The sequence below is a fragment of the Arthrobacter sp. FW306-1B-F12A genome (genome assembly GCF_058781865.1).
In genome coordinates, this window is record NZ_JBYSXD010000003.1 from 165,195 (window position 1) to 189,100 (window position 23,906).

23 protein-coding genes are annotated in these 23,906 nt (G+C 64.6%); 6 read left to right on the top strand and 17 right to left on the bottom strand.

Annotated elements, in window-relative coordinates; translation table 11 throughout:
• Positions 1-55 precede the first annotated feature (55 nt).
• Positions 56-967 carry an oxygenase MpaB family protein gene (locus AC3WJU_RS02920; RefSeq protein WP_284988806.1) on the bottom strand — a complete coding sequence of 304 codons (912 nt, stop codon included), beginning with the start codon at positions 965-967 and terminating at the stop codon, positions 56-58.
• Between the two features lie 126 nt (positions 968-1,093).
• Positions 1,094-2,560 (bottom strand): MFS transporter, encoded by a 1,467-nt coding sequence (locus AC3WJU_RS02925; protein ID WP_306963250.1) that lies wholly within the window; start codon positions 2,558-2,560, stop codon positions 1,094-1,096.
• 97 nt (positions 2,561-2,657) lie between these two features.
• Here AC3WJU_RS02925 and AC3WJU_RS02930 point away from each other — a divergent pair, with 97 nt between their 5' ends.
• The 3 genes from AC3WJU_RS02930 to AC3WJU_RS02940 all read left to right on the top strand — a co-directional run bounded on the left by AC3WJU_RS02930 (position 2,658) and on the right by AC3WJU_RS02940 (position 5,140).
• Positions 2,658-3,038 (top strand): MarR family winged helix-turn-helix transcriptional regulator, encoded by a 381-nt coding sequence (locus tag AC3WJU_RS02930; protein WP_306963252.1) that lies wholly within the window; start codon positions 2,658-2,660, stop codon positions 3,036-3,038.
• 131 nt (positions 3,039-3,169) lie between these two features.
• Positions 3,170-4,558 carry a M23 family metallopeptidase gene (locus tag AC3WJU_RS02935; RefSeq protein ID WP_492259072.1) on the top strand — a complete coding sequence of 463 codons (1,389 nt, stop codon included), beginning with the start codon at positions 3,170-3,172 and terminating at the stop codon, positions 4,556-4,558.
• 96 nt (positions 4,559-4,654) lie between these two features.
• Positions 4,655-5,140 (top strand): glutathione peroxidase, encoded by a 486-nt coding sequence (locus AC3WJU_RS02940; RefSeq protein ID WP_306963255.1) that lies wholly within the window; start codon positions 4,655-4,657, stop codon positions 5,138-5,140.
• Here the strand turns inward: AC3WJU_RS02940 and AC3WJU_RS02945 are convergent.
• From AC3WJU_RS02945 to AC3WJU_RS02955, 3 genes are read right to left on the bottom strand one after another with little or no spacing between them, the layout of a single operon-like run.
• A complete protein-coding gene (locus tag AC3WJU_RS02945) occupies positions 5,137-6,822 on the bottom strand; it encodes an amidohydrolase (RefSeq protein ID WP_492259073.1) in 1,686 nt (561 codons plus the stop codon). The genes AC3WJU_RS02940 and AC3WJU_RS02945 overlap by 4 nt on opposite strands.
• Before the next feature lie 48 nt (positions 6,823-6,870).
• Complete coding sequence (locus tag AC3WJU_RS02950) at positions 6,871-7,509, bottom strand: TetR/AcrR family transcriptional regulator (protein ID WP_307052859.1); 639 nt, start codon at positions 7,507-7,509, stop codon at positions 6,871-6,873.
• A gap of 22 nt (positions 7,510-7,531) precedes the next feature.
• A complete protein-coding gene (locus AC3WJU_RS02955; RefSeq protein WP_492259074.1) occupies positions 7,532-9,004 on the bottom strand; it encodes an APC family permease in 1,473 nt (490 codons plus the stop codon).
• Between the two features lie 337 nt (positions 9,005-9,341).
• Here AC3WJU_RS02955 and AC3WJU_RS02960 point away from each other — a divergent pair, with 337 nt between their 5' ends.
• Positions 9,342-10,283, top strand: coding sequence for a phosphodiesterase (locus AC3WJU_RS02960; RefSeq protein WP_284988656.1), 942 nt, complete (start codon positions 9,342-9,344; stop codon positions 10,281-10,283).
• Positions 10,284-10,296: 13 nt separating this feature from the next.
• On the opposite strand, the gene AC3WJU_RS02965 is transcribed toward AC3WJU_RS02960, so the two are convergent.
• The 3 genes from AC3WJU_RS02965 to AC3WJU_RS02975 are packed head-to-tail and all read right to left on the bottom strand — an operon-like array spanning position 10,297 to position 14,428.
• Complete coding sequence (locus AC3WJU_RS02965; RefSeq protein ID WP_492259075.1) at positions 10,297-11,838, bottom strand: DUF2142 domain-containing protein; 1,542 nt, start codon at positions 11,836-11,838, stop codon at positions 10,297-10,299.
• A gap of 45 nt (positions 11,839-11,883) precedes the next feature.
• The gene (locus AC3WJU_RS02970; protein ID WP_492259076.1) at positions 11,884-13,467 is read right to left on the bottom strand and encodes a stealth family protein; all 1,584 of its coding nucleotides are present in this window, start codon (positions 13,465-13,467) and stop codon (positions 11,884-11,886) included.
• Between the two features lie 52 nt (positions 13,468-13,519).
• Positions 13,520-14,428, bottom strand: a complete 909-nt coding sequence (locus AC3WJU_RS02975) for a Cof-type HAD-IIB family hydrolase (RefSeq protein ID WP_307052855.1) — start codon at positions 14,426-14,428, stop codon at positions 13,520-13,522.
• 170 nt (positions 14,429-14,598) lie between these two features.
• Here AC3WJU_RS02975 and AC3WJU_RS02980 point away from each other — a divergent pair, with 170 nt between their 5' ends.
• Positions 14,599-14,898, top strand: coding sequence for a type II toxin-antitoxin system VapB family antitoxin (locus AC3WJU_RS02980; protein WP_059388531.1), 300 nt, complete (start codon positions 14,599-14,601; stop codon positions 14,896-14,898).
• A 205-nt stretch (positions 14,899-15,103) separates the two neighbouring features.
• On the top strand, positions 15,104-15,625 hold the full coding sequence (locus tag AC3WJU_RS02985) for a LytR C-terminal domain-containing protein (RefSeq protein WP_492259077.1): 522 nt from the start codon (positions 15,104-15,106) through the stop codon (positions 15,623-15,625).
• Between the two features lie 39 nt (positions 15,626-15,664).
• On the opposite strand, the gene AC3WJU_RS02990 is transcribed toward AC3WJU_RS02985, so the two are convergent.
• From AC3WJU_RS02990 to AC3WJU_RS03030, 9 genes are all read right to left on the bottom strand, one after another.
• Positions 15,665-16,306: a TetR/AcrR family transcriptional regulator gene (locus tag AC3WJU_RS02990; protein ID WP_492259078.1), complete on the bottom strand. Its 642-nt coding sequence runs from the start codon at positions 16,304-16,306 to the stop codon at positions 15,665-15,667.
• A 115-nt stretch (positions 16,307-16,421) separates the two neighbouring features.
• On the bottom strand, positions 16,422-17,120 hold the full coding sequence (locus AC3WJU_RS02995; RefSeq protein ID WP_492259084.1) for a DsbA family oxidoreductase: 699 nt from the start codon (positions 17,118-17,120) through the stop codon (positions 16,422-16,424).
• A 203-nt stretch (positions 17,121-17,323) separates the two neighbouring features.
• On the bottom strand, positions 17,324-17,854 hold the full coding sequence (locus tag AC3WJU_RS03000; protein WP_306963265.1) for a GNAT family N-acetyltransferase: 531 nt from the start codon (positions 17,852-17,854) through the stop codon (positions 17,324-17,326).
• 122 nt (positions 17,855-17,976) lie between these two features.
• Positions 17,977-19,311 carry an MFS transporter gene (locus tag AC3WJU_RS03005; RefSeq protein ID WP_332602461.1) on the bottom strand — a complete coding sequence of 445 codons (1,335 nt, stop codon included), beginning with the start codon at positions 19,309-19,311 and terminating at the stop codon, positions 17,977-17,979.
• A gap of 115 nt (positions 19,312-19,426) precedes the next feature.
• Positions 19,427-19,900 (bottom strand): heme-degrading domain-containing protein, encoded by a 474-nt coding sequence (locus AC3WJU_RS03010; RefSeq protein WP_492259079.1) that lies wholly within the window; start codon positions 19,898-19,900, stop codon positions 19,427-19,429.
• Positions 19,897-20,796, bottom strand: coding sequence for a TolB family protein (locus tag AC3WJU_RS03015; RefSeq protein ID WP_492259080.1), 900 nt, complete (start codon positions 20,794-20,796; stop codon positions 19,897-19,899). Before AC3WJU_RS03015 ends, AC3WJU_RS03010 begins: the two co-directional genes overlap by 4 nt.
• Complete coding sequence (locus AC3WJU_RS03020) at positions 20,793-21,662, bottom strand: 3-keto-disaccharide hydrolase (protein ID WP_492259081.1); 870 nt, start codon at positions 21,660-21,662, stop codon at positions 20,793-20,795. The genes AC3WJU_RS03015 and AC3WJU_RS03020 overlap by 4 nt, the downstream gene beginning before the upstream one ends.
• Before the next feature lie 12 nt (positions 21,663-21,674).
• Positions 21,675-22,673, bottom strand: a complete 999-nt coding sequence (locus AC3WJU_RS03025; RefSeq protein WP_284988667.1) for a sugar phosphate isomerase/epimerase family protein — start codon at positions 22,671-22,673, stop codon at positions 21,675-21,677.
• 68 nt (positions 22,674-22,741) lie between these two features.
• The gene (locus tag AC3WJU_RS03030) at positions 22,742-23,836 is read right to left on the bottom strand and encodes a Gfo/Idh/MocA family protein (protein WP_492259085.1); all 1,095 of its coding nucleotides are present in this window, start codon (positions 23,834-23,836) and stop codon (positions 22,742-22,744) included.
• Positions 23,837-23,906: the final 70 nt, after the last annotated feature.

The window sequence follows — 23,906 nt, forward strand, 5'->3', positions numbered from 1 at the left end:
TTCGTCAAGGAAGCCCGGCGGAACGGCCACACCGTTCCGCCGGGCTCCTCTGCGTCTAAGCCTCGTACCCCAGGCGCCGCAATCGTTTCCGGGCGGCCTGCTCGCTGGGGCCGCTGCGGCCCAACGTCAGGCGCACGACAGCGAGCACCACCCGCGCGGCGAGAATCGACGGTAGCGGAATGGGGCCTATACGGGCTTTTTCCAGCCCCAGCAATTCCCGATATCGGGGCTCCAGGCTGGCGACGGCCGCGGCGAACAGAATCCGGTAACCGGGTTGCAGCGACGCTTTCAACGGGGGGTACCTGATGAATTCGATGGTTTCCCTGAGCCGCTCGTCCGCGCGGAGATGTCCGGAGGCGTACCACTGGTCCATTTCCGCCGTCACTTCCGCGAGGCTCAAGGGAGGGTCCTCGACTCCCATGAGGCGGCCGGCCTGGGCCCATTCGCGGATGTAGGCGTCGGCGCCGCCGGGGACCGCCCCGCCCCAGATCCGGTGCGCCGCAACGAAGGAATCCGCGTACGCAACGTGGACCCAGCGGAGAAGCTCGGGATCGTTTGCTGAGTACTCGCGGGTTTGGCCCTGGGCGTCAACGTAGTTGCCCTTGACGGAATCGTGCACCCGCCGCACGAAGTGGGTTGCCGTGTGGGCTGCGTCCATGGAGCCGTAGCTCACCGTGAAGATCCAACGGATGGTATTTGCCAGGCGGCCGAGGGGATCCCTTTTGAAGCCTGAATGGTCGTACACCCCCGCCAAAGCGCCGGGATGCAGGGATTGCATGAGCAGCACCCGGATTCCCGCGATGATCGTGGACATGGAACCGTGGACGGCCCAGACGGCCGATCCGGGAAGGTGGTACCCGGGGTCGTTTCCCTCGGCAAGCCGCAGCACCCAGTCAGGCGTGGACTGCGGGTGACCCGTAAAAGTCATCCGCAGTTCCGCTTGCCACTTCTTCAGGAAGTTGACCATGGTCCATTGTTGCGCTTCATTCTGCTGGCGCAAGGTGCCGTCTTGTTTACGCAGCGGTACCGGGCTAACGCAGAAGTGCCCGCCCGCTCTGGAATGAGCCGGCCGGCACCTTTCACGCGAGTCCGCTTAGGCTGCGGGCTGCTCGGCAAGTGCCCGACGGCGGCGCGCCGGGGACGCTGCCACGAGCAGGGCCGCGATCGCCACCGCAGCGCTCAGGACCAGGCCGGGCCGGTACTGATCGAGCATGGCCGCCGCGCTGACAGTGCCGTTTGCGCCTGCGCCGGTGTCATGCCCGCTGACGAGGGCGGTCGTCACGGCGAGGACGAGTGCCGCGCCAACCTGCGTGCTGGTCTGGATGAGTCCGGCGGCCAGTCCCTGCTCCGAATCCCGGATTCCAGCGGTGGCTTGGACATTGATGGACGGGAAGGCCAAAGCGAAACCGATGCCCAGCAGGATGACCGAGGGCAGGATGTCCAGGACGTAGTTGGGCGACGTTCCAACGCGGAGGAACAAGACGTAGCCCAGTCCCATGGCGGTCAGGCCGGTGAGGATGAGCTTCGGGGCGCCGAATTTCTCGATGAACCTGTCCGCGAAGGGTGCGCTCGTTGCCACCAGGAGCCCTGTGGGAAGCAAGGCAAGCGCCATGCCCAGGGGAGACCAGCCGAGCACCGACTGCAGGTACATGGTGAGGATGAACTGGAAGCTCAGGTAGGAGCCGAACAGTCCAACGGCACTCAGGTTGGCGCGGGCCACCCAGCCTTCACGCAGGATGCCGAAGCGGATAAGCGGGTGCTTGACTCGGTTTTCGATGACGGCGAAGGTTGCCAGCACGGCAGCAGAGATGGCGAATCCGGCGATTGTTGCCACAGATCCCCAGCCCTTCTCCGGCGCTGAAACCAAGGTGTACACGAGGCCAAGCATGCCGAGTGCGAGGGTCACCGCGCCCCAGACGTCGTGGCCGCTTTCTTCCGTGGACGGCTTATCCCGGGGAATGAACAACATGCCGAGAAGCACGACGGCGACGGCGATCGGTACCGATACAAGGAAGGTCCAGCGCCAGCTCAAACTGGTCATGAGCCCGCCAACCACCAGCCCGAGCGAAAAGCCGCTCGCGCCGAAAGTGGTGAAGATGGACAGCGCCTTGTTGCGCTCGCGGCCTTCGGCGAAGTTGGTAGTGATGATGGAGAAGCCGGTAGGGGCAGTGAATGCCGCGGCCAAGCCCTTGACGAAGCGCGTTGCGATCAAGAGGGTGGGATCGTTCACGAGGCCGCCGAGGAGCGAAGCCGCAGCGAACACAGTCAAGGCGATCAGGAAGATCCGACGCCGGCCCAGCAGGTCGGCGAGCCGCCCGCCCAGGAGCAACAGGCTCCCGTATCCCAAGACGTAGGCGGAAACGATCCACTGCAGGGAATCGGTTCCGAGGTGGAGTTCGTGGCCGATGGAGGGAAGGGCTACGCCCACCATGGAAACGTCCAGGCCGTCGAGGGCCAGAACGGTGCACACCACCATCAGCAGCAGCCACTGGGCCCGGGTCCAGCGGACGGCTGTATGGAGCTGCTCGGCAGATCTAGTGAGGGTGCTTGGTGAAGTCATGCAGATCAATCTATATGACGCGTCATTCAATGACAAGGAATATGACTAGGAATCTTATGACGTGGACTTTATTTGGGGTTTCGACTAGAATCGGGCCATGGCAACAACGCAGGATCGCCAGCTGGTTGAGCAATGGCGCAGCATCCAGAACTCGTACTTCCGCACCGCGGCCGCGATCGACCGCGCCCTCGAAGCCAAGTTCGACATCGGCCTGAACGAGTTCGAAATCCTCGATCTTGTTGCCGAAAGTGTTGACTCTGCCTGCCGAATGAAGGCGCTGGGCGAGCGGACTCCCATGACCCAGAGCGCTGTCTCCAAGGTTGTTGACCGCTTGGAGAAAGCCGGACTCGTGTCCCGCGTGACCTGCGCGGATGACCGCCGCTCGCTGTACCTCGAACTGACCGACGCCGGGCGCACGCTGCATTCGGATGCCGCCGTCGAGCACCGCGCCCTGCTTAAAGCGAACCTCGGCGAGTAGCCCGCCACGGTCCGGCGAGTGTTTCGCGGACCGGCCAAGTATGAAGTCGAGTGTTCCCATTCGATTTCGCAACGGCCACAATGGGACAAGCGCGCCCGTACTGGGGATGAGCGCCCGTCTCAGGAGCCGCTGTGGGAAAGCATCATGAGTCTGGCCAGGTCGTCGACCTGGTGCTCACAAGAAAATTCGGCCGGGTCCTCTCGGCGTGCTTCCTCGCTGTCGTGGTAATCCTCGCTTTCGGTTTCCAGGGCCCGGGTTTGGGCGGAGCGGCAAGCGATGGATCCCTGGCCACTGGCCAAGTCGAACCCGGAATGCTGCCCACCGATGGTGCCACCTCGAGCGCCCAGGAGACCGTGCCCCCAAGCCCGCCGTCGGCCCCGGTCCAGGCAGGTGACAAAGCCACGGTGTCTTTTGAACGCTCCCCGGTCCAAACCCTCGACAAGAACGGCGTTGGCACTCTCAATGTCTCGTCGAGTTCCCTCGACCGGCCGCCTGCCGGGAAACTCTACGCGCCGCTCGAAATGCTGCTTCCGAGCTCTCCCTTCGGGTTGAGGATCGATCCGTTCACCGGATTGCCGGGCGAGTTCCACTGGGGCCAGGATTTCGCCGCGGCTTGCGGCACGCTGGTCTACGCAGCCGACTCCGGCGTGGTCCGGGCCGTGGGTTGGCACCCCTGGGGCGGCGGCAATCGCGTGGAAATCGATCACGGCAACGGCCTTGTCACCACGTACAACCACCTGCAGGGCATTGCAGTGACCAAGGGGCAATCGGTCCGTGTGGGCGAAGTCATTGCCAGGGTGGGAACCACGGGTTCCTCGACCGGTTGCCACTTGCACTTCGAGACGATCCTCAACGGTGTCTATACCAACCCGATGAACTGGACGTTCCTGCCCACCAAGCAGGTGGATCCCCTCGGCGACATCCCGATGGTCAGCTACCAGCCAGGTTCCGCCACCGCGACCTCGGCCGGGTCTGTCTGGTCCATCCCCGGGGCCGTGCCGACCGACCCGGGAGCCGTACCCTCAAGGGAAGCGGTGACCGGCGGGGTGCAGGAAGCGAAGGTGGTGCCGACCGCGACACCGACGGCGTCACCCAGCGGCAGCCCGACGGCGTCACCCAGCGGGACGCCGACTGCGAGCCCGACGCCGAGTCCGACAGCGTCACCCAGCGGGACGCCGACTCCGAGCCCGACGCCGAGCCCGACCGGGACGCCGACTGGCACCCCGACCGGGACGCCAACACCGACTCCGAGCGGCACTCCCACGCCAAGCAAGACACCGAGCGGCACCCCGAGCCCTACCTTGACGCAGGCTCCTACCGGGACGCAACCGCCCACGGTGACGCAGGGGCCGACAACGGTAGTCCCGCCTACCGTGACCGTACCGCCGCCGGTGGCGCCGACGTCGAGCCTTCCCGTTCCGGTGCCGAGCGTGACCCAGTCCGTGCCCACGCCGCCGGCACCCACCCAGCCCACGCCGTCGGTCACGGCAACTACCAAAACCGCGTCCCCCAAGCCGTAAGTCGTCGGATTCCTTGTAGCCTGTCCAAGCGAGCTGCCGCGCGTAGACTCGAAGGCGGCAGTTTGCCAAGGTTCCCCGTGGTAAGGAAGCGATTCAATGTCCCCGCTCTACAGCATCCCCCTGACGTTCAACGACGGCTCCCAGGCCGACTTCGGGCATTTCGAGGGCAAAGCCGTACTGGTTGTCAACGTGGCTTCGAAGTGTGGGTTCACGCGCCAGTACTCGGGACTGGAGGAGCTCTACGGCAAATACCGTGACCGTGGATTCGAGATTCTGGGCGTGCCGTGCAACCAGTTCGCCGGCCAGGAACAGGGTTCGGACGCCGAGATCGCGGACTTCTGCCAGCGCAATTTCGGCGTCTCGTTCCCGCTCGCGAGCAAGGCCAAGGTCCGCGGCAAGCAACAGCACCCCCTGTACGCCGAGCTGACCCGGACGGACGACGGCTCCAAACCGCAGAAGGTGAAGTGGAACTTCGAAAAGTTCCTCGTGAGCCGCGAAGGCGCGGTGCTCGCCCGCTTCCCGTCCGCCGTCGAGCCCGATTCCCAAGAGCTCATCGAGGCACTCGAAGAGGCCCTCGCCTAGGCTCCCTGGACGGAGTCCAGAGTGACTCCCGCCGTAAGCACCTGACGGCCGTCGACAACGACTTCACCGTCAACAACGGTCAGGATCACCGGCGTCTGCGCGAATTCGTCCGGCGCGGTGGTCAAAGGATTGTGCCGGACCACGGTCAGATCGGCGCGTGCCCCGATCTCTACGATTCCGCCCTCTTCACCGACAGACCTCCAATATTGGCTCGTGTAACCTTCGAGCGCGGCACGCGCGGATAGCGCCTGCCGGGGTTGGACGGGTTCGACGTCGGGCCGGCCGGCCGGGCGGCGCGTCTGCGCTGAGGCGATGATCGCCCGCGGGTCGAAGGGAGCGATGGGCCAGTCCGATCCGAGGGCGACGATGGCTCCGGCGTCGCGGAGATCGCGGGTCCGCCACGCGTGGTTGGCCCGTTCGCTGCCAAGCCTGCGGGACCAATTGTCCGTGTGGTCGGCTCGGCTGTAGAGGGCGCAATGCGTCGGTTGCAGGCTGGTAGCGGCGCCCGCATTGATGATTTCCGCCAACACCGCATCCGGGATGGACTCGATGTGCTCGATCCGGTGGACCGTGCCGTTCTTGGGAAGGGCCCCGATGGTCCGGGCGACGAAGGACACCGCCTGATCGCCGATGGCGTGCGTCGTGGTGGGGATCCGGTGGTCGTGGAAGAACTTCATGGCCGCGGCGAGGGCTTCAGGATCGTGCCAGAGCGGGTGGAGGGATTCTCCGTGGGCGTCGGGCTCAAAGAGCCACGCCGTGCCGTTGTCGATGGTTCCATCCATCATGAGCTTGATGCCGTGAACGTGCCAGCGCCTTCCGTGCCTGCCCTGCATCGCGAGCATGGCCTTCAGGTCTTCCTCCGTGGCGCCGGGCATGACCCACGGGGAGATCCGCAGCCGGATGGCGAGTTCGCCTCGGCGCTCCAAGGCCTCCAGCACCTCCAAGGTGTCCGGGGCGCCGAAGTCCAGCATCTGGCCCGCCACCAGCCCGGATTCGGCCATGGAACGCAGGAGTTTCTCCAGCCCGTCGACGCGCTGCTCGAAGGAGAGCTCGGGAAGGACGCCGCGGACGAGCTCCTGGGCGGCCATTTCGTAGAGCATGCCGTTGGGCTTGCCGAGCTGGTCGACGCCGACATAGCCCGTGCTCGGCAGTTTCTCCGCTCCGGTGACCCCGGCGAGCTTGAGGGCGGCGTCGGAGACGAGCGAGGCGTGGCCGTCGAACAGGGTGATGAACACGAGTTCGTCGTCGAGGATGCCGTCGAAGAGGGAGTTGTTGAAACCCGCATCCCCGAAAATGACAGGGTCGAGGCCCCAAGCGAACAACCAATCGGAGCCGACGGCGTGCGGTGTGGAAGCGGCATATCGCACGAGGGCGGCGCGGACGTCGTCGAGCTCGGTGATCCCGCCCAGGTCAAGGCCGCGGGCGATTTCCGCGCCGTGGATGGGATGGATGTGGGCGTCGATCAGGCCGGGGCAGACTGTTGCCTCGCCGACGTCGATCACCTGTTTGGCTCGTGCCGTCCATTCGGCGGCGGCGTTGGCTGTCTGCTCGCCGTCGGTGCGGCCGACGTGCGCAATCCTCCCATTCGAGACGGCGACGAAACCGGCGGTCTCAGTCAGCGCCTCACCGTGGAGGATGCTGGACGAGAAGATGACGAGATCGATGGGCTCGGGCGTGGTCAAGATATAACTCCTTGTTGTGTTCGGGTTCCGACGCCGGCCCGGTGAGGATCAGTCGTCGTCGATGGCTGCCTTCAATCCTGCCGAGAGGACATCGGCCAGGAATGCGAAGCGGTCCACAGGGTGCTCTGCCACGGCCTTCTTTGCCGCGAACAGATGGGGATAAGTGCCTTCTTCCTCTTGGTTGATGCTCCATGCGGATTCCATCGTCATTGCGTCGAGGCTCGCGCCGATCGCTGCGCTGTCGAGGGTTTCCAGTGCGGGAATGATGAGGTGCCGTGGCGCCCCCGCGATCTCAAACGCTTCGACGTACTGGTCGTAGCGCTCCAAGGCTGCCGGGTGTGACACCGGCTGCGTGAGCAGGAGGGGAAGGAGCGCCGGTACCAGGCTGTACGCCTTGCGGAGGGAGTCGAAGATCTCGCGGATGACGTCGTCGAGGCTGCCGGACGGCAACTCGGGCATCGGAGCTCTGTCTACGAGCGCGCCACGGGCCAGTTCGATGATCTCCTGCCGACCTGTGACGTGCTTGTAGAAAGATGACTGCCTGACGCCCAGGCGTTCCGCGAGCCGAGGGATCGAGAGGCTCTCTTCCTTTTCGAACATCTCAAGTGCCGCGCGGCCGATCGCCTTCCGTGAGAGCCTCGGTGTCCGGGGCCGTCCTAGCTGGCTGGTTTTGCTCGGAGTCTGCATCCCTCAAGACTAGGCTCCGGGATCACTCGGCGTGGCCGATCCGCTGGTATGCGGCCGGGTTGACCTTGCGCAGCACGAGGGCCAGTACGGTTCCGGCGGCAAACAAAAGCGGGGCGAAAACGAGGAGCGTCGTGTTGACGGGGTCCCCGGCCGGAAGGCCGGTGATCAGTTGGGCATTGTTGGCCATCAGGTAGATGACTACGCACATGATGATCGTGGCTGCCACGGCGGAAGGCACGACGTACCAGCGAAGGCCATGCTCCTTGAGTCGCGTGAAGAAGACCACGACCCCGACGCCGGTGAGTGCCTGCAGGAGGAGGACGCCGATCACTCCCGGGGTGTTCGTCCAGATCAGGAACTGGGTGAAGGGGTCCAGTTGGAAGAGGGCCGCGCCGATCACGAGGGCGAGCGCGAGGAGGGTCTGGTCGAAGCCCGCCACGGACGGCGTGCGATATCGAGGGCTGATCCGGCCCGAGCGCTTCGGGAAGATGCCCTCGCGGCTCAAGGACAACGTGTAGCGGTTGATGGTGTTGTGGAAGGAGAGCTGGGCCGCGAAGATGCTGGTAACGATCAACACGCTCATGAGGTTCACGCACCAGCCGCCCGCGAAGTTGCCCGCTGCGATGTAGGCGGTGTCTCCGGCGTCGAGGTGGCCGGCGGCAAAGGCCTGGACGGCGTCCGCTCCGAAGGCCTGGACGATGATCCAGACGGCGAAGGCGTAGAACGCCCCGATGAAGGCGATGGAGATATAGGTGGCACGGGGGACACTGCGGTCCGGGTCGCGGGCCTCTTCCCGGTACAGGGCTCCGGATTCAAATCCCATGAAGGCGGAGAAACCCAGGCCCAGGACGGCGGCGAACTGCGGGGAGAAGATGGCCTGCGGGCTGAATGATTCAAAGCTGATGCCGTGTGCGCCGCCTTGGGCCAGGACGAACGCGGCGACGATGGCGACGATCAGGGTTTCGAGGGTGAGCAGGACGGCGAGGACCCTGGCGCCGACGTCGATTCCGCGCCAGCCCAGGTACCAGACGGCACCGATTGAGACGATCGCGTAGAGCCACCAGGGAAGTTCCACGCCGGTGAAGGATTTGACGGCGAGGTTGGCTTGGATGCCCAGTAGTCCGTAGAGGCCGATTTGCAGGCCGTTGTAGCTCATCCAGGCGGTGAGGCCGGAGCCGAGGCCAACCACGCGGCCGAGGGTTTTCGAGATGTAGCCATAAAAGCCGCTGTAGGACCGGACATGGCGGGTGAGCGCCATGAAACCGATGGCGAACAGGCCCAGGCCGATAGCCGCGGCAATGTAGATGGCGGGCGCACCGACGCCGCCCACAGCGAGGGCGAGCGGGGCGATCCCGACGACGATGGTCAGCGGAGCGGCCGCTGACACCAACATGAACACAATGTCGCGAGTGCCGATTGCGTTCTTCTTCAATCCGCCGTCAACGCTGACGGTCGCGGACGGCACGAGCGCCGCCTCTTCTTTAGTGAAAGCCATTCGCTTATTGTGAGGGGAGGCACAGGTTCGAGTCAAGGGGGTCTGTTTCGGAGCTCGCTTCCAACCGGCGCCAAAACACCGACGCCCGCTCACCTATGTGGTCTTTTGGGCGGACGCTCGCTCATTTTTGGTGAGCGAGCGTCGGGTGGAATGCGGCTAAAGGTGAGCGAGCGTCGTCGAAAATCGCCCTAAAAGTGAGCGGGGATCGGAGGGGGAGCCCCAGTAATTTTCCAACATTCCGACGGTAAGTTACCCTGCGTTAGCCTTTTGTCTGGTTGGATTGGGTTTATTGGGGCAGACACTGGAGGCGCCGTCTCCTACCGACCCGAAGGTAGTAATGGAGCTCATCGAGGCCGAGCACCCGCGGCCAGGACACGTACTTCTGCACCTTAGCGACTCCCATCTGTTGGGAGGGCCGGAACCCCTGTACGGCGCCGTCGACAGCGAAGCCCATCTCAGGCAACTCTTTTCGGAAGTACACGCGTCAAAGGTCCGTCCCGACGCCGTGATCTTCACCGGTGACCTCGCCGATCAGGGTGAGCCGGGCGCCTACGCCAAACTCCGCTCGATCGTCGAGCCTGCCTGTCGAGAGATGGGAGCGCGGGTGATCTGGGCGATGGGAAACCACGACGACCGGGCGAATTTCCGTGCTGGCCTCTTCGACCAGAGCGACAATGACGCTCCGGTGGATCACAGCTACTTCGTCAACGGGCTGCGGATCATCACGCTGGATACCTCCGTGCCCGGCTTCCATCACGGTGAGCTGAGCCAGAGCCAGCTCGACTGGTTGGAATCGGAGCTCGCGACGCCGGCTCCGGACGGCACGATCCTTGCCCTCCACCACCCTCCGGTCCCGAGCGTCCTCGACCTATCCATCCTGGTGGAGCTGCGCGGCCAAGCGGCACTGGCCGACGTCGTACGCAATTCGGATATCCGTTCCATCCTGGGCGGCCACCTGCACTACTCCACCATGGCCATGTTCGCGGGCGTCCCGGTATCGGTGGCTTCCGCGAGCTGCTACACGCAGGACCTCAATGTTCCGCAGGGCGGCACCCGCGGCCGAGACGGTGCCCAGGCATTCAACCTGGTCCACGTTTACGAGCAGACGATCGTTCATTCGGTGGTGCCGCTGGGCAAATCGCCTACCGTCGGTGAGTACGTCAGCCCGGAAGCTACGAGGCGGCGGCTCGCCCAAGCGGGCATCCGGATTCCCCAGCGAGCCACGCACGAACGCGGTTCCATGGCCGATGCGAAGCATCCGGAGATGACCCGACGCTAGGGGCAGCAGGTCTCTACACGTTCGATGCCCGGACTTCCATTGGCGTGGTGCTTGGTGCCGGGCTTACTGGATTCCGGGCCGTCATGGTGCGGTAAAGAAGAACGGCTCCCACGAACAAGACAGCCAGGTAGGCCACAGTAAGGGGAATCCATCCAAACGGCGGCTGCCACTGGGGCGCCGTCAGCATGTCCCGCCAGTTGGACTCGTCATGGAGACCAATGACGTACCGGCGCATTCCATAGATAAAGCTGTAGAAATGGCCAAATACCAGGATAGCGAGCACTACCGATAGCGCCCGTCGTCCTGTGCGGCGGAAGTCGATATCGAAAGAGCGCATTGCAACCCCGCATGCAGTGATCATCACGGCCACAAGCGCCAGGATGTACCGACCCTGCCAGATAATTCCTACCTCCTTCGCAAGGGGAATCTGCAGCACCGGAGGGAGAACGATGATCGCAGCCACCAGGAAAGCGATGGTCAGCCGCGCTGAACGGCTGGGCACGGACAATGCTGCCACGATCGCCCCGATGATCAGCGCCGCCCAGACAGTGAGCACCCCGCTTGGCCCCAAAGTATCCAGCCAACCAAGGTAGGACACGTAACCGGCCGCGAAATCGAACGTCTTGTCCAGCATGATCGCGGCGATCCGGGCCGGTGATGTGTCGATCCCCGCGCCCATGAGGCTTTGCAGGCTATCCGCGCTCTTGAGCCAAAGCACGGCGAGCCCGCACGCGACGGCGACCACGAATGCCATCGCCTGCACAAATCGCAGACGCAACACGGAAACGAGCGGACGAAGCCCGAACATCAAGAGTGACGCCGCCACGGCCAAGGCGAGCCAAAGAAGTGAGGCAGCCCGGGTGTTGGCCAGGACAGCAGCTGAAATCGCCGCAGCGGCAAGGGGTAGCCGCCAATGAGCGCCGGAGGCGATTCTCTCCCACGACAAACACAGTGCGCTGAACACAGCCATCGACGCGGCGATTTCCAGTGAATTGGGGTTCACCCCTCCGGACAGGAACAAAACCATGGGGGTCACGGCTATCGACCCGACAAACAATGGCAGTTTCCAGCGTTGAAGGCTCGCCAAAGCAGTCAGGGCAACAGCAAGGAAGGCAACGCTGAGAAGACCGCCAACGATCCGCATGGCGTAGATGGCCTTGGCGCCGGTAAGGAACAGGCTCGGAAGCCCAGCCACCGCGTAGTACATCGGGTTGTAGTTTCCCGCGCTGGTGTATGCCTTCAGCTCTGAGACGTCATCTGACAGCGTAGGGCTGCAACCGGCGGACACCGCCGGATTCCAAGCGAAGCAAGTTTGGAGTCCATCCACCGTTCCCACGAACGCAGGGACGAGCACCTGGGCCCGATCACCTTGATTCGCGCCAGGTTCCCCTCGCAACTGCCCTCGAACAACGGCCCCTGCCTTCACGGTGTGAGCTGGTTCGTCCGGCACGGACATAAGGGGGCTTGCCAGTGCCCAGATCGAGGTGAGGAGCCCAAGAATGGCGAATATTGCGAGAAAGCGTAGGAACCAACGGGGAAGGCTGAGGGGGTTCAATAGACATGTCTGTTCGTTGATCGGGTGCGGAGATTCACAGCTACTTTACTTCTCCCACGGCGCCTTGACCGGGAAGTACTTCTCCATGAAGTCCGTCACGAGTCCGGCCCTTTCGTCGGCAGCCACCTCGGGGAAGCTGCCATCGTTGAGGCAGAAGAAGTCCACATTGCGTTTGGCGAGCAAAGTGGGCAGGTAGTGCAGCCCGGACCACAGGGTTGTGTCCACATACCTGACCTTGGCTGCCGTCTGCGTCACTGCCCGGCCGGTGAGCAACGAGTAGTAGTGGTAAAACGAGTTGGTCACCGAGATGTTGTCCGCCGCACGGAATCTGCTGGCCGCCGTCTTGGCGAATTCGGCGGGAAACTCCCGCTCCATCTCTGCGATTACGCTGCGGCGGAGGGGCGCGGCAGTGTGTTCCAAATGGCGCGTGGTGATGCGCCCGAACCGTTCCCAGAGAAGCTTCCTGTTGACGCGGGCCGCGTTCTCGAAGCCGCTGCGCTCGGCGTCGTTCTCTCCCAATCCGATCCGGGTGGAGGCTTCGATGAACTTGGTGATTCCGCCGGGAGTGAAGAACATGTCCGGTGCTACGGGCCGGCCGAAGAACATGTCGTCGTTGGAATACAGGAAATGCTCGGAGAGGCCATCAATGTGGTGCAACTGGGATTCCACGGCCTGGGAATTGTGGGTGGGCAGCACTGTGGGGTCCTTGAAGAACTCCTCGCTGCGCATGATCCTGACGCTCGGGTGCTCTGCCAGCCAATCCGGCGCGGGAGAGTCCGTGGCGATGTAGATCCGGCGAATCCAGGGCGCATACATGTACACGGAGCGCAGGGCATATTTGAGTTCGTTGATCTGGCGGAAACGGGCTTCGTGCGCGTCGCCCTCGCCCACCACAGCGTCTTTCATCTGCTCGCGGCGGGCCGCGATGTATGCGGGATCGTTGCCGTCCACCCATGAAAAGACGATGTCGACGTCGAAGTCGATGTCGCTCGCGTGGTCCGCGAACATGTTCTCGATGGTCGGCCAGCTCAGCCCGTGGCGTTCCACCGTGCCCCGGACAGCGTCCTGGCGTAGCATGGTCCGCCGGGTCAGGGAGTTCTCCACCGGCAACACGAGTTGTTCGCCGTCGAACTCCCACAGTTCCAGTTGCACGCCCAGCGATGGACCGTATGTCAGCCCGCCCCCGGGTTCCACGCGTGGACGGAAGAGCCGGAAGATCCTGGCCTTCCGGTTGTTCGAGAGCTCGCCGTCGGCCACCAGCAACGTGGATTTCTTCCGCGCGTCGACGGCCATGGAGTAAAACGGCTCGTTCCGGAAAGCCGAGACCAAAGCCTGGCGCAGTTTCTTCCGGAGCTTCCAATCGACGGCGATCACGGGCCGGTGGTCGTTGCCGCGGACCAGGATGAAGTCCAGCCCCGCCGCGTCCAGCGCGGCGCGGATCACGAGAAGGTCTTCGACCATCACCTGCTGCGGAGTGCGGTTCTGGTTCAGCAAGCTGTAGCGGCCGCGATGGCGGACGACGTCGGGACGGTGCTTGAGGCGCGCCTCGACTGCGGGCGACGTCGGTTCGGGAACGACCGCATCGTCGTCGGACGGGGGGCTACCGAAGTAGATTGCTTGCTGGTCCATGTCTGTGATGGCTTTTCTCCGAAAGGTTGTGGTTCGCGCGGGCTTGGTGGACCTAGCCCACCAAGGCTTCGCGCCAACTGCGCAGGAATGCGCCTCCGGCGTCGTCGTGAATGACGTCGTCGCCCAGGCCGAGGTCTGTGGCTGTAAGAACATCGTAGGGCTTGTTTGGCACGCCGTCGGCGGGCCGGACGTCGACGTGCTTGACGCTGTGGTCATTGTGGTGGAGCCAATCCGCCATGGCGTAGTCCGTGCGCGAATCGCCCACTGTCCGCCAGGCCTGCGGGGTGATGCCCTGGGCGGCGAGGAGCTCCACCGCGCGGCTCGCGCCGAGATCCTTGCCGAGCCGGATGGACTCGATGTCGGTGGAGATGATGGTGGGATCCAGGCGGTAGTCGGCGGCGTCGTCGGACTCTGGTGCGTGGTGGTCCAGGAGCGCGGCGGAGAGCCCATGCCTGCCCATGAGTTCCAAGGCATCGGCGTCGAAGAGCTTCTGCTCGGCCAGGTAGTCGTCGCTTGAAACGTCCAGATGCTGTTCCACCGAGACCATGGCGCGCTTTGTCTCATCGAAGAACATGTGCGTCGCATAGTCCTCTGCCACCATGCGGCGGACGTCATCGCCGTAGGCCTTCGGGACAGCTAGGTCATGATCCACATGGATGGGTCCTGGGCCGCCCGAGGTGTAGCTGAACCACACGGCGCCCTTTTCGCAGATCGCGTGGACCACCGTTCCCGCAGGCATTCCGGCGGCGATCATGGGTGCCATGACCTGCTCGCGGATGAAAGCGTCTGAGCGGCCGGTGTTGAAAATAACGGGGATGCCTGCGGATGCCAAGCCCACGAGGTCGGCGATGATTTCCGGCTTCACGTCGCGCGTCACGGGACTCGCGACGGGGCCGTCGACGTCGAGGAGGAGTGCGAGGGCGGGAGCAGCCGGGTGCGTGCCTGGCATTGAAGCAGTCATGATCCTATTCTGTCAGTCCGCCGTGATGGCGGCAGCGCTGTGACGGCCGACGGCGGGAGGCGGCAACGATTCAGCGCGCACCGCCCGTCAACGGTTACCTTTTGGCCACAACCTTGGTGACCGACTTCTCACAAGTTCCCTTGGAGGCCTTACTTCTTTAGGCTTGCAAAGTGATATTCAAAGCTGTGGGCGAGGGACGCCCGTACCCCGACCATGGTTTTTCCACGCCCAAGGACTGGGCCTCGCTGCCGCCCCGTCCTGTCCGGCTCGACGAACTTGTCACCACCAAACGCACGCTTGACCTGGAAGCACTGTTGGCTGAGGATTCAACGTTCTTCGGCGACCTTTTCCCGCATGTGGTGCAGTACCAAGGCCTGCTGTACCTCGAAGACGGACTCCACCGTGCTGTCCGGACCGCGCTCCACCAGCGCACGGCCATCCACGCCCGGGTCCTGGTGATAGATGGTTAACGAAACAATCCCGGAGGAGCAGGTGGCAGTGCCCGAAAATGCGGATCCGAGGAAGCGCCGGAAACGTCCCGGTCGTCAGAAAGACCCGACGAGTCTGCACGGGCATCGCGTTGTCACAGGGCCGGAGCTTAGGGCAACTTTTGCCGATGCTCCGGGACCCGAGAGCCACCCGGGGTGGTTCAGCCGCCGCCTCCTGCATGGGATCGTGCTCGCGCTGCTGGTCGGACTGGTGGTTGCCGGACTCGTGGGCGCCTGGGCAGTCATCAACGGCGTGATTCGATTTCCCTCCGCCGTTGCAAGCCAGGCGCCGGCGGCGGTATGTCCCGCTACTGTTTTCGACTACACGCCCAATAACAAGATCAGCGTGAATATCTACAACGCCGCCGGCAGGGCCGGTCTGGCCAAGAACGTCGCGGACCAGTTGAAGGCACGGGGCTACAACGTTGGCACGGTCGATAACTCCACCACCAGCTACAACGGCCCGGCCATGGTTGTTTCGGGATCGGGCGGCCAAGCGGCGGCTTTCAACATCCAGAGGAACATCGCGGGCACCGACTACTTCCAAGACCAACGCACGGATGCCTCCGTGGACCTTATCCTCGCGCCCGGCTTCTCGGCGCTCGTGCCGCCGGAACTCGTGGACAATACCCCTGGCAAGCTCAGCTGTCCCCGCCTTGAGCAGCGGATCGCGGACAACGCCAAGCTGCCTGTGATGCCGACGCCTTAGCGTTGGCCTCCAGCGGAGAGGGCCAGCCCCGCGGCCGGGTCAGGCCAAGCGCGCGGGCCGGCCGTCGTCGTCGAACCTTGCTCCTGCGCCCAACTGGATAAACCGCACGGTCTGGACCAGCCGCTCCTCAAGCTCGTCAAGCTCCGTTCCGTTCGCGCTATTTCCGCGTGCCGCGCTCGAGGAAAGAGTCCCGTGGATGAGCCTGGCGAGCTGCCCGACGTCGGTGGGCGGGAGGTAGCCAGTTGCGATACCGTCGCGCAGGATGTCCTGGAGCAGCAGGTTGAGTTCGCCCACGTGGTCTGCCAGTTTCGCGAAGGAAGCGGGGGAGAGGACGGCCGCCATCGCAGGACCCGGCGGGAGGTGCCGGCGGCTGAGGTCTTCCACTTGGGCGCGCACGTAGAGGGCCAGACGGTCCACCGGGTTCTGCAGTGCGGCTAGCGATTCACGCAGGTCGCCCAAAAACCGCTCAGTCTCGTCCAGGGCGTACGCGATGAGGAGCTGTTCCATGTCGGCGTAGTAGTTGTACACCGCGGTCCGGCCGACTCCGGCGTGCCGGGCGACGTCGGTCATGGTCAAGCCGGGCAGGCCATGGGTGAAGAGCAGTTCACCGAAAGCTGTCAGGACCCGGCGTCGGGTTTCAGCGCGCTGCGCCGCATTGGTGGCGGCCGTAATCCTAGGCATACCGACACTTTACAGGGATCTGTCAGCAAAGTTGCGTGGGCGTGGCGCGAGCTGGCAGCAGGTGACCTCAAAATCGCGGGCACAGGTCATCTGCTGCCAGCTCGCGCGGGGGATCCTAGATCGCGCAGCCGTCCGGGCCGCAGGCTTCGCCGTCGGCGCTGCCGACGGCGACCAGGGGATTCGCTTCCTGCCATGCCTGTGTGAGGGCCTGGGTGAAGACCTCCGAGGGCTGGGCTCCGGAGAGTCCGTACTTGCGGTCGATGACGAAGAACGGCACGCCAGTGACGCCGATCATCCGGGCTTCGGCGATGTCGCCGCGGACGTCCTCCGCGTACTTGTCGGTGCTGAACAACTCTGCGATTTCGGCTTCCGGCAGGCCCAAGTCGCCGCCGAGTTCGGCCAGGTATTCCTGGCTTCCGATGTCCTTGCCGTGTTCGAAATGGCCGCTCAGGAGCAGTTCCTTGGCTTCGTCCTGCTTGCCGTGAGCCGCCGCCAAGTGAATGAGGCGGTGTGCCGTGAAGCTGTTGGCCACCACGACGTCGTCGAAGCGGTAGTTGAGGCCCTCGCCCTTTGCCTGCAACGCCACGTGCTCGAACATCTGGCTGACCTGCCCTGGGTTCATGCCCTTGCGCTTGCTCAGGTAATCGAGCTCCGTGCCGTCGTAGTGCTCCGGGATGCTCGGATCCAACTGGTAGCTGCGCCACTGGATCTCGACCGAATCGCGGTGCGGGAATTCGGCGAGGGCCCTTTCGAACCGACGCTTTCCGATGTAGCACCACGGGCAAGCGACGTCTGACCAGATCTCAATCTTCATGGTGACGACAACCGGAAGCGGGGGCCGGGCATTCCCGGAATGGCCTGTTGGGCTGGTCACAGCCTGCGCGTTCACGACGCGCTAAATGGTGTGCGACGCAGATACAGGCAGGCGCTACGCGAATTCCGGCCGCGTGAAACTGTTTGCGCGTCGCTGGGAATTTTGCGCGTCGCAGACCGGGCGGCTCAGGGGTCCCAGGTGTCCTAGACCATCCGCTCCATCACGAAATCGTGTTCCACCGTATCGCCCAGGCGGAACGACTTGGTCCCGACCTTCGTGAACCCGCTCTTCTCATAGAAGCGGATGGCTTTGGCGTTCTGGCTGTTGACGCCTAGCCACACCCCGGCCGCACCTGAGCCGGCAGCGCGGTCCAAGGTGGCCTTCATGAGCTCCGCGGCAGCGCCCAGGCCGTGGTGTTCCGGATGCACATAGCACTTGCTCAGTTCCGTGGAGGGGGTGTGCGTCAGGGCCGTAGCGACGTCGGTATCGCTCGTGGGTCGGGCCACGAGCATGCTGTAGCCGCGGAGTTCCCCGGCGGCGTCGATGGCCAGGATGGTGATGTCCGGATCGGCAAGGTATTCCGTGAACTTCTCCGCACTGAGCGTCCTGCGCAGGTGCGCGGCGATGTCTTCGGGCGAGGAGCCCGGCGGGCAGGCGAGCGGAAAGGTGACGGCGGCAAGCTCCGCCAGCCGTCCGGCGTCGTCCGCTGTTGCTTCACGGATGGTCTGGCTCATGCGGTCCTCCCTGGCAATCGGGCGCAGAAACGCCCCTCAAGACTGATCTTAAGGGGCGTTTCAGGAAAGAGTACGACGGCGGGGGCCCGCCTGGGTGCTTCGTTTCCGGGGTACCGGGCTGCTTAGGCGCTGGCTTCCGCAAGCAGGCGGAGGTCCTCGTCCGGCTCGGGATCCCGGCCCAAGGTGAGGCCGATGATGGTGACCACGGCGGTGACGAGCAAGTATGCGGCGATCAAGATCCAGTTTCCGGTAGCGGCGTAGAGGGCCGTGAAGATCAACGGTGCCACCGCTCCACCCACGACGCCGGCCACCGTGTAGGCGAGGGAACTGCCGGCATAGCGGAGCCGGGCCGGGAACTGTTCGGTGATGAAAGCCGCCTGCGGTCCGTACATGAAGGCGTGCAGTCCGAGGCCGATCACGACGCCGACAGTCAGCACCAGGACGGAACGGGACTGGATCATGAGGAAGAACAACGGAATGTACACGGCTGTGGCCGCGGCGGTGATGCCGTAGACGAGCCGGCGGTTGAAACGGTCCGTGACGGCTCCCGCGGCCGGGATCAGGAACAGTTGGAAGGCCGAGCCCACCAGGACTGCGCCCAGGACATTGCCGGTGGTCATGCCGAGTTCCTTAGTGGCGTAGACCGCGACAAAGACGGTGAACAAGGCGTACAACACGTCTGGGCAAATCCGGCACAAAGCGGCGGCGAGCAGGGGGCGGAACTGGGTGGTGAGGACTTCCTTGATGGGAGCCTTGGGCCGTTCGCCGGTGGCCTCGATGGCCTTGAACACCGGGGTTTCCTCGAGTTTGAGCCGGATGACCAGGCCAAAGGCAACCAGGATGGCCGAGCTGAGGAAGGCGACGCGCCAACCCCATGCAATGAAGGCGCCGTTGCTCATGACGGCGGCGAGGACGGCCAGGGCGCCATTGGCCAGCAGGTTGCCGGCGGGCGGACCGATTTGGGCTGCGGAAGACCAGAATCCGCGCTTGTTGGGATTTGCGTACTCGCTGGACAGCAGCACGGCGCCGCCCCATTCGCCGCCGACGCCGATGCCCTGGGCCAAGCGAAGGAGCACCAGGATGATCGTGGCCCCGATGCCGATGGTGTGGTAGTCCGGCAAAGCGCCGATGAGGACCGTGGCCGCGCCAATGAGGATGAGGGTGATGACCAGGACGTTCTTGCGTCCGATCTTGTCCCCGAGCCGGCCGAAGACAACCCCGCCAATGGGCCGGGCGAGGTAACCCACCGCGAAGGCCGAGAAGGACAACAGGAGGCCCGTGGTTTCGTCGTTCGTGGGGAAGAAGATCTTGGGGAAGACGAGCGCGGAGGCGACCGAGTAGATGGCGAAGTCGTAGTACTCCAGGGAGGTGCCTGTGACGCTGGCAATGAAGGCTTTGATGGCGCCTGCCGAGGGTTTGCTGCGCCTGGTTGGACTTGGCGAAGTGGTCGCGGACATGGTTCCTCCATGGAACGTTGGGCGGGCTTTGTGATCCCGATCTCAATCGGGGCCTACACCCAATGATGCATCACGCGGAGGAATTGTTCAACAATTTTTTGATAGGAGTTCTTGGTTAGGGTGCGAGATGTTGGCGGATCCCTTCGACAATCAGGTCATGATCCTCCTGCGATGAAAGGCCTGACGCAGTGACGGCCGCGACCACACCGACGCCGCGGACCCGAACGGGAAACGAGCCACCTGTCACGGCATAGTCGGCGCCGAGCCACCCCGTGGCCACCGGATCGATACCGGCGGAGGACAACCGGGCTTCGACGAGTGCGCTGCTTGCTTCCATCCGCAAAACGAGTGCGGATTTCCGGGCGATCCACGATTCCTGGTCCGGTGTGATCCCGGGTAGCGCAGCGCGGAAAAGGATGAGCCCGGGGCGCCGGATGTCGATGCCGACCGCATGGCCGGCCGCCTGGGCCATGCCCGCGAGCCGCGAGCCGAGCCTCCACGCGTCTCCATGGTCGAACGAGGTGAAAACCAGCTCCTCTTCCTGGCGTTTGAGCGCTTCCAATGCTTCAAGGGCGGGGACGTCATTCATGGTGCCTCTTCTAAGAGATTGATGGGATAGGCAACAAAAGCAAACCGGTCCGAGTCGGGTGACCAGCTGTTGACGTTGAGGGTTCCCTGGCCGCCGAAGAGGGGCCAGGTGTGGAGCGGCGTCGCCCAGTCACTCGTGGAAACAACGACGACGTCGACCGGCAAGTCGGCGGGATGGCCCACCGTCCCGCCGGGGAAGCGGATGTAGCTGGCCAGGTGCCCGTCGGGTGAGAGGTGCGGGAACCAGTCGACAGTGTTGCTTTCAAGCAGGCGCTCCGGCCCGCTTGCGTGGCTGGTCCGCACCCGGGCAAGTTGGGCGTGGCCCGGCTGGTCCGTGAAGGCTTCGGTATTGAAGTACAGCCAGTCCCCATCGAGCGAATACTCGGGACCATCGCAGTGGCCGTCGATGTCGATCGCGGTGGTCTGGCCGCCCCCTGCAGGAATCGTGATGAGCCGGCCCGGCTGCGTGAAGTCACCGGCTTCAATTCCGACGTAGGCCAGCGTCTTTCCGTCGGGGCTGACGCCGTGCAGGAAATGGAACCACCCGTCGTCGTCCGTGATCCTGGTGGCTTCCCCGCCGTCGAGGGCTGCGCGGTAGATGTGGCCGTCATTCGCCGAGAGGTAAATGGTGGCGCCATCGGGTGCGAGGACGTGGTCGTTATTGAGGTCCGGAATGCCAGTGACAGCTATCTTTTCGAGTCCGCCTGTGTCCAGTTCCCCGGAAAGATCCAACCGCCACAGCGCACCGTCTCCGTTGAGGATGAGGGCCCGGCCGTCGAGCGTCCAGTTCGGTGCCTCCAGCAGCAGATCTTCCGTGGCAAAGACGAGCTCGGAAGTGCCGCTGACAGAGGCGATCCATACCTCGCAGCGCTGGCCGGGTTGGAGGGTCCGTATCACTGTGGGCCCCCGCCGGAGCCGGCCGGGAGTTCCTTGATCCGGATGTTCCGCCACCGGCATTGCGCCCCGACACCCCAGCGGGCTTCGCCGAACATGGAGTCGTTGTCGTGGACTTCGAGGGCGATGTGCCCGCGGTCGCCCAGCACCTCGAAGACCGCGTCGGCGTCGTAATTGGGCGATTCCAGGGTGGCGGTATCGAGTTCGGCGATCTTGACGCCGTTGATCCAGGTGGTGATGACCGGCATGGCACCCACGCAGCGGATCCGTAATTCGTTCCAGTCATCCCAGCGCCAGACTTTCAGGAAATCGTCGACGTCGGCCGCGTAGCTGAGCCGGTCGCGCTTCGCTTCCGTGACCGGTTCCACAGAGGTGGCCGGGTTGTCGGCAACCAGGCCGGTGGGCCGGCCGGCGTCGTCGCGGACGACGTCGATCGCGAACGGAACCGCCGAGAAACTCGCCAGTCCGTTGCCGAAGAAGCCGCCGATTCCGCCGGACGGGCGATGGTCCACGAGGACCTGGAACCCTTCCCAGCTGTCCCGTTGACGCCGGATCATCACGCCGGTATCCGCAGGCCAATCGGGGCGCATCTCAAGGAGCAATTCGAAGTCCCCGAACGCCTGGTCGCTGACCAGGTAGCCGCCGTAGCCGCTCCCGGGGGCGTCCTGCTCGCCGACAAGGACGCCGTCTTCAACCTTCCAGCGGGCAGGATGCTTCTCCGGTTCCACGGGGCGCTCAAGTCCCAGGCTATCGAAATGCTCAAGGACGCTCGGCCCGCCGGGATACACCGAACCGTAGATCCGAGGTGCGGCGTGCCATCCGGCCAGGCTGACGCCGTCGAACAGCGGGACGAACCCGTCATTGCTCACGTCGGACATCCCTTAGTCCTGGCTGAAGGCGGCGTCGAAGCTGGTTTGGGAGGGCGGGAAGTCGAACTTCTTGAGGGCGGCGAGGGCTTCGGGGGCGCCGTGGAGGCGGTCCATGCCGGCGTCCTCCCATTCCACGGAGATCGGGCCGTTGTAGCCGATCGCGGCGAGGGCCCGGAAGGAGGATTCCCAAGGTACGTCGCCGCGTCCGGCGGAGACGAAGTCCCAGCCGCGGCGGGGGTCGCCCCAGGGCAGGTGGGAGCCGAGGACGGTGTTGCGGCCGGTGGGGCGGAGCTTTGTGTCCTTGCAGTCCACGTGGTAGATCCGGTCCTTGAAGTCCCAGATGAAGGAGACGGGGTCGATGCCTTGCCACATGAAGTGGGAGGGGTCCCAGTTCAGCCCGAACGCTTCCCGGTACCCGATCGCTTCCAGGGTCCGGACGGTGGTCCAGTAGTCGTAGGCGATCTCGGAGGGGTGGACTTCGTGGGCGAAGCGGACCCCGTTCTCGTCGAAGACGTCCAGGATGGGGTTCCAGCGGTCGGCGAAGTCCTGGTAGCCGGCCTCGATGACTTTCTCGGGGACGGGCGGGAACATCGCGACGTATTGCCAGATGGAGGAGCCGGTGAACCCGACGACGGTGTCCACCCCGAGCGCCTTGGCGAGGCGGGCGGTGTGTTTCATTTCCTCGGCGGCGCGCTGGCGGACGCCTTCGGGGTCCCCGTCGCCCCAGACCTTGGCCCCGACGATGGCTTGGTGGCGGAAGTCGATGGGGTCATCGCACACGGCCTGGCCCTTGAGGTGGTTGGAGATGGCCCAGACCTTGAGGTTGTATTTGTCCAGGATGGCGAGTTTGGACTCGACGTAGCCGGGTTCGTCCCAGCGCCAGGCGTCCAGGTGGTCGCCGGACACGGCGATTTCCAGGCCGTCATAGCCCCAGCCGGAGGCGAGCTTGGCGACTTCCTCGAAGGGCAGGTCGGCCCACTGGCCGGTGAACAGGGTGTACGGGCGGGGCATGGGTTCTCCTTGGGAAAGTTTCGGGGCGGGAAAGGCTGGAAGGCCGGGGTGCTCGCTGGCCGGCGGTTTTAGTGGCCGGCGACCTGGATGATGGCGGACTTGGCGTCGGCGGATTCCTCGATGGCGGCCAGGACCTGCTGGACGGCGAGGCCTTCCTCGAACGACGGCGAGGGCGGCGTCCCGGCGTCGATGGCCACAAGGAAGTCACGGATTTCGTGGGTGAAGGTGTGCTCCCAGCCGATCACGTGGCCTTGCGGCCACCAGGCGTCCATGTAGGGGTGGTCGGGTTCGTTGACCAGGATCCGGCGGAAGCCCTGCTCCCGGACGGGCACGGTGGCGTCCATGAAACCGAGCTCGTTGATGGATTCCAGGTCGAACAGGAGCGAGCCCTTGTCGCCGTAGATTTCCATCGTGAGGGAGTTCTTCTTGCCCGTGGCCATGCGGGAGACTTCCACCGAGGCGACCGCCCCGGAGGCGAGGGTCAGCGTGGCCCAGGCGGCGTCGTCGACCGTGACTTGTTCCGGGCCGTCCGCGCCGGGGCGGCTGTCCACGAAAGTGTGCAGCCGGCCGGAGACCTCAGTGACGGTGTCCCCGAGGAGGAAGAGGACCTGGTCGATGGCGTGGGAGGCGATGTCACCCAGTGCCCCGGATCCGGCGGTTTCCTTGTTCAGCCGCCAGGTCATCGGGGAATCGGCGTCCACGAGCCAGTCCTGCAGGTAGGCGGCGCGGACGTGCCGGACGGTGCCCAGCCTGCCCTCGGCGATGAGCTCCTTCGCGAGGGCCAGGGCCGGGACGCGGCGGTAGTTGAAGCCGATCATGGACTGGATGCCGCGCGCGCGGGCGGCGCGCGCGGCGTCGGTCATGGCTTCGGCCTCGGCCAGGGTGTTCGCGAGGGGTTTTTCCACGAGCACGTGCTTGCCCGCTTCCAGTGCCGCGATGGCGATTTCGGCGTGCATCCAGCCCGGGGCGCAGATATCCACGATATGGATGTCATCGCGTTCGATCACCTGGCGCCAGTCCGTGGCGGACTCGCTCCACCCGTACCTGGCCGCGGCCTCGGCGACCTGTTCCGCGTCCCGGCCCACGAGCACTTTCTGCTCGAAGGCCGGGACGTCGAAGTAGCTGGCCACGTTCCGCCACGCATTGGAATGGGCCTTGCCCATGAACGCGTAGCCGATCGCGGCAACACCCAGGGTTGTCTTGCCCGGTTCGCCGTTCTGGGGGGTGGTGGGG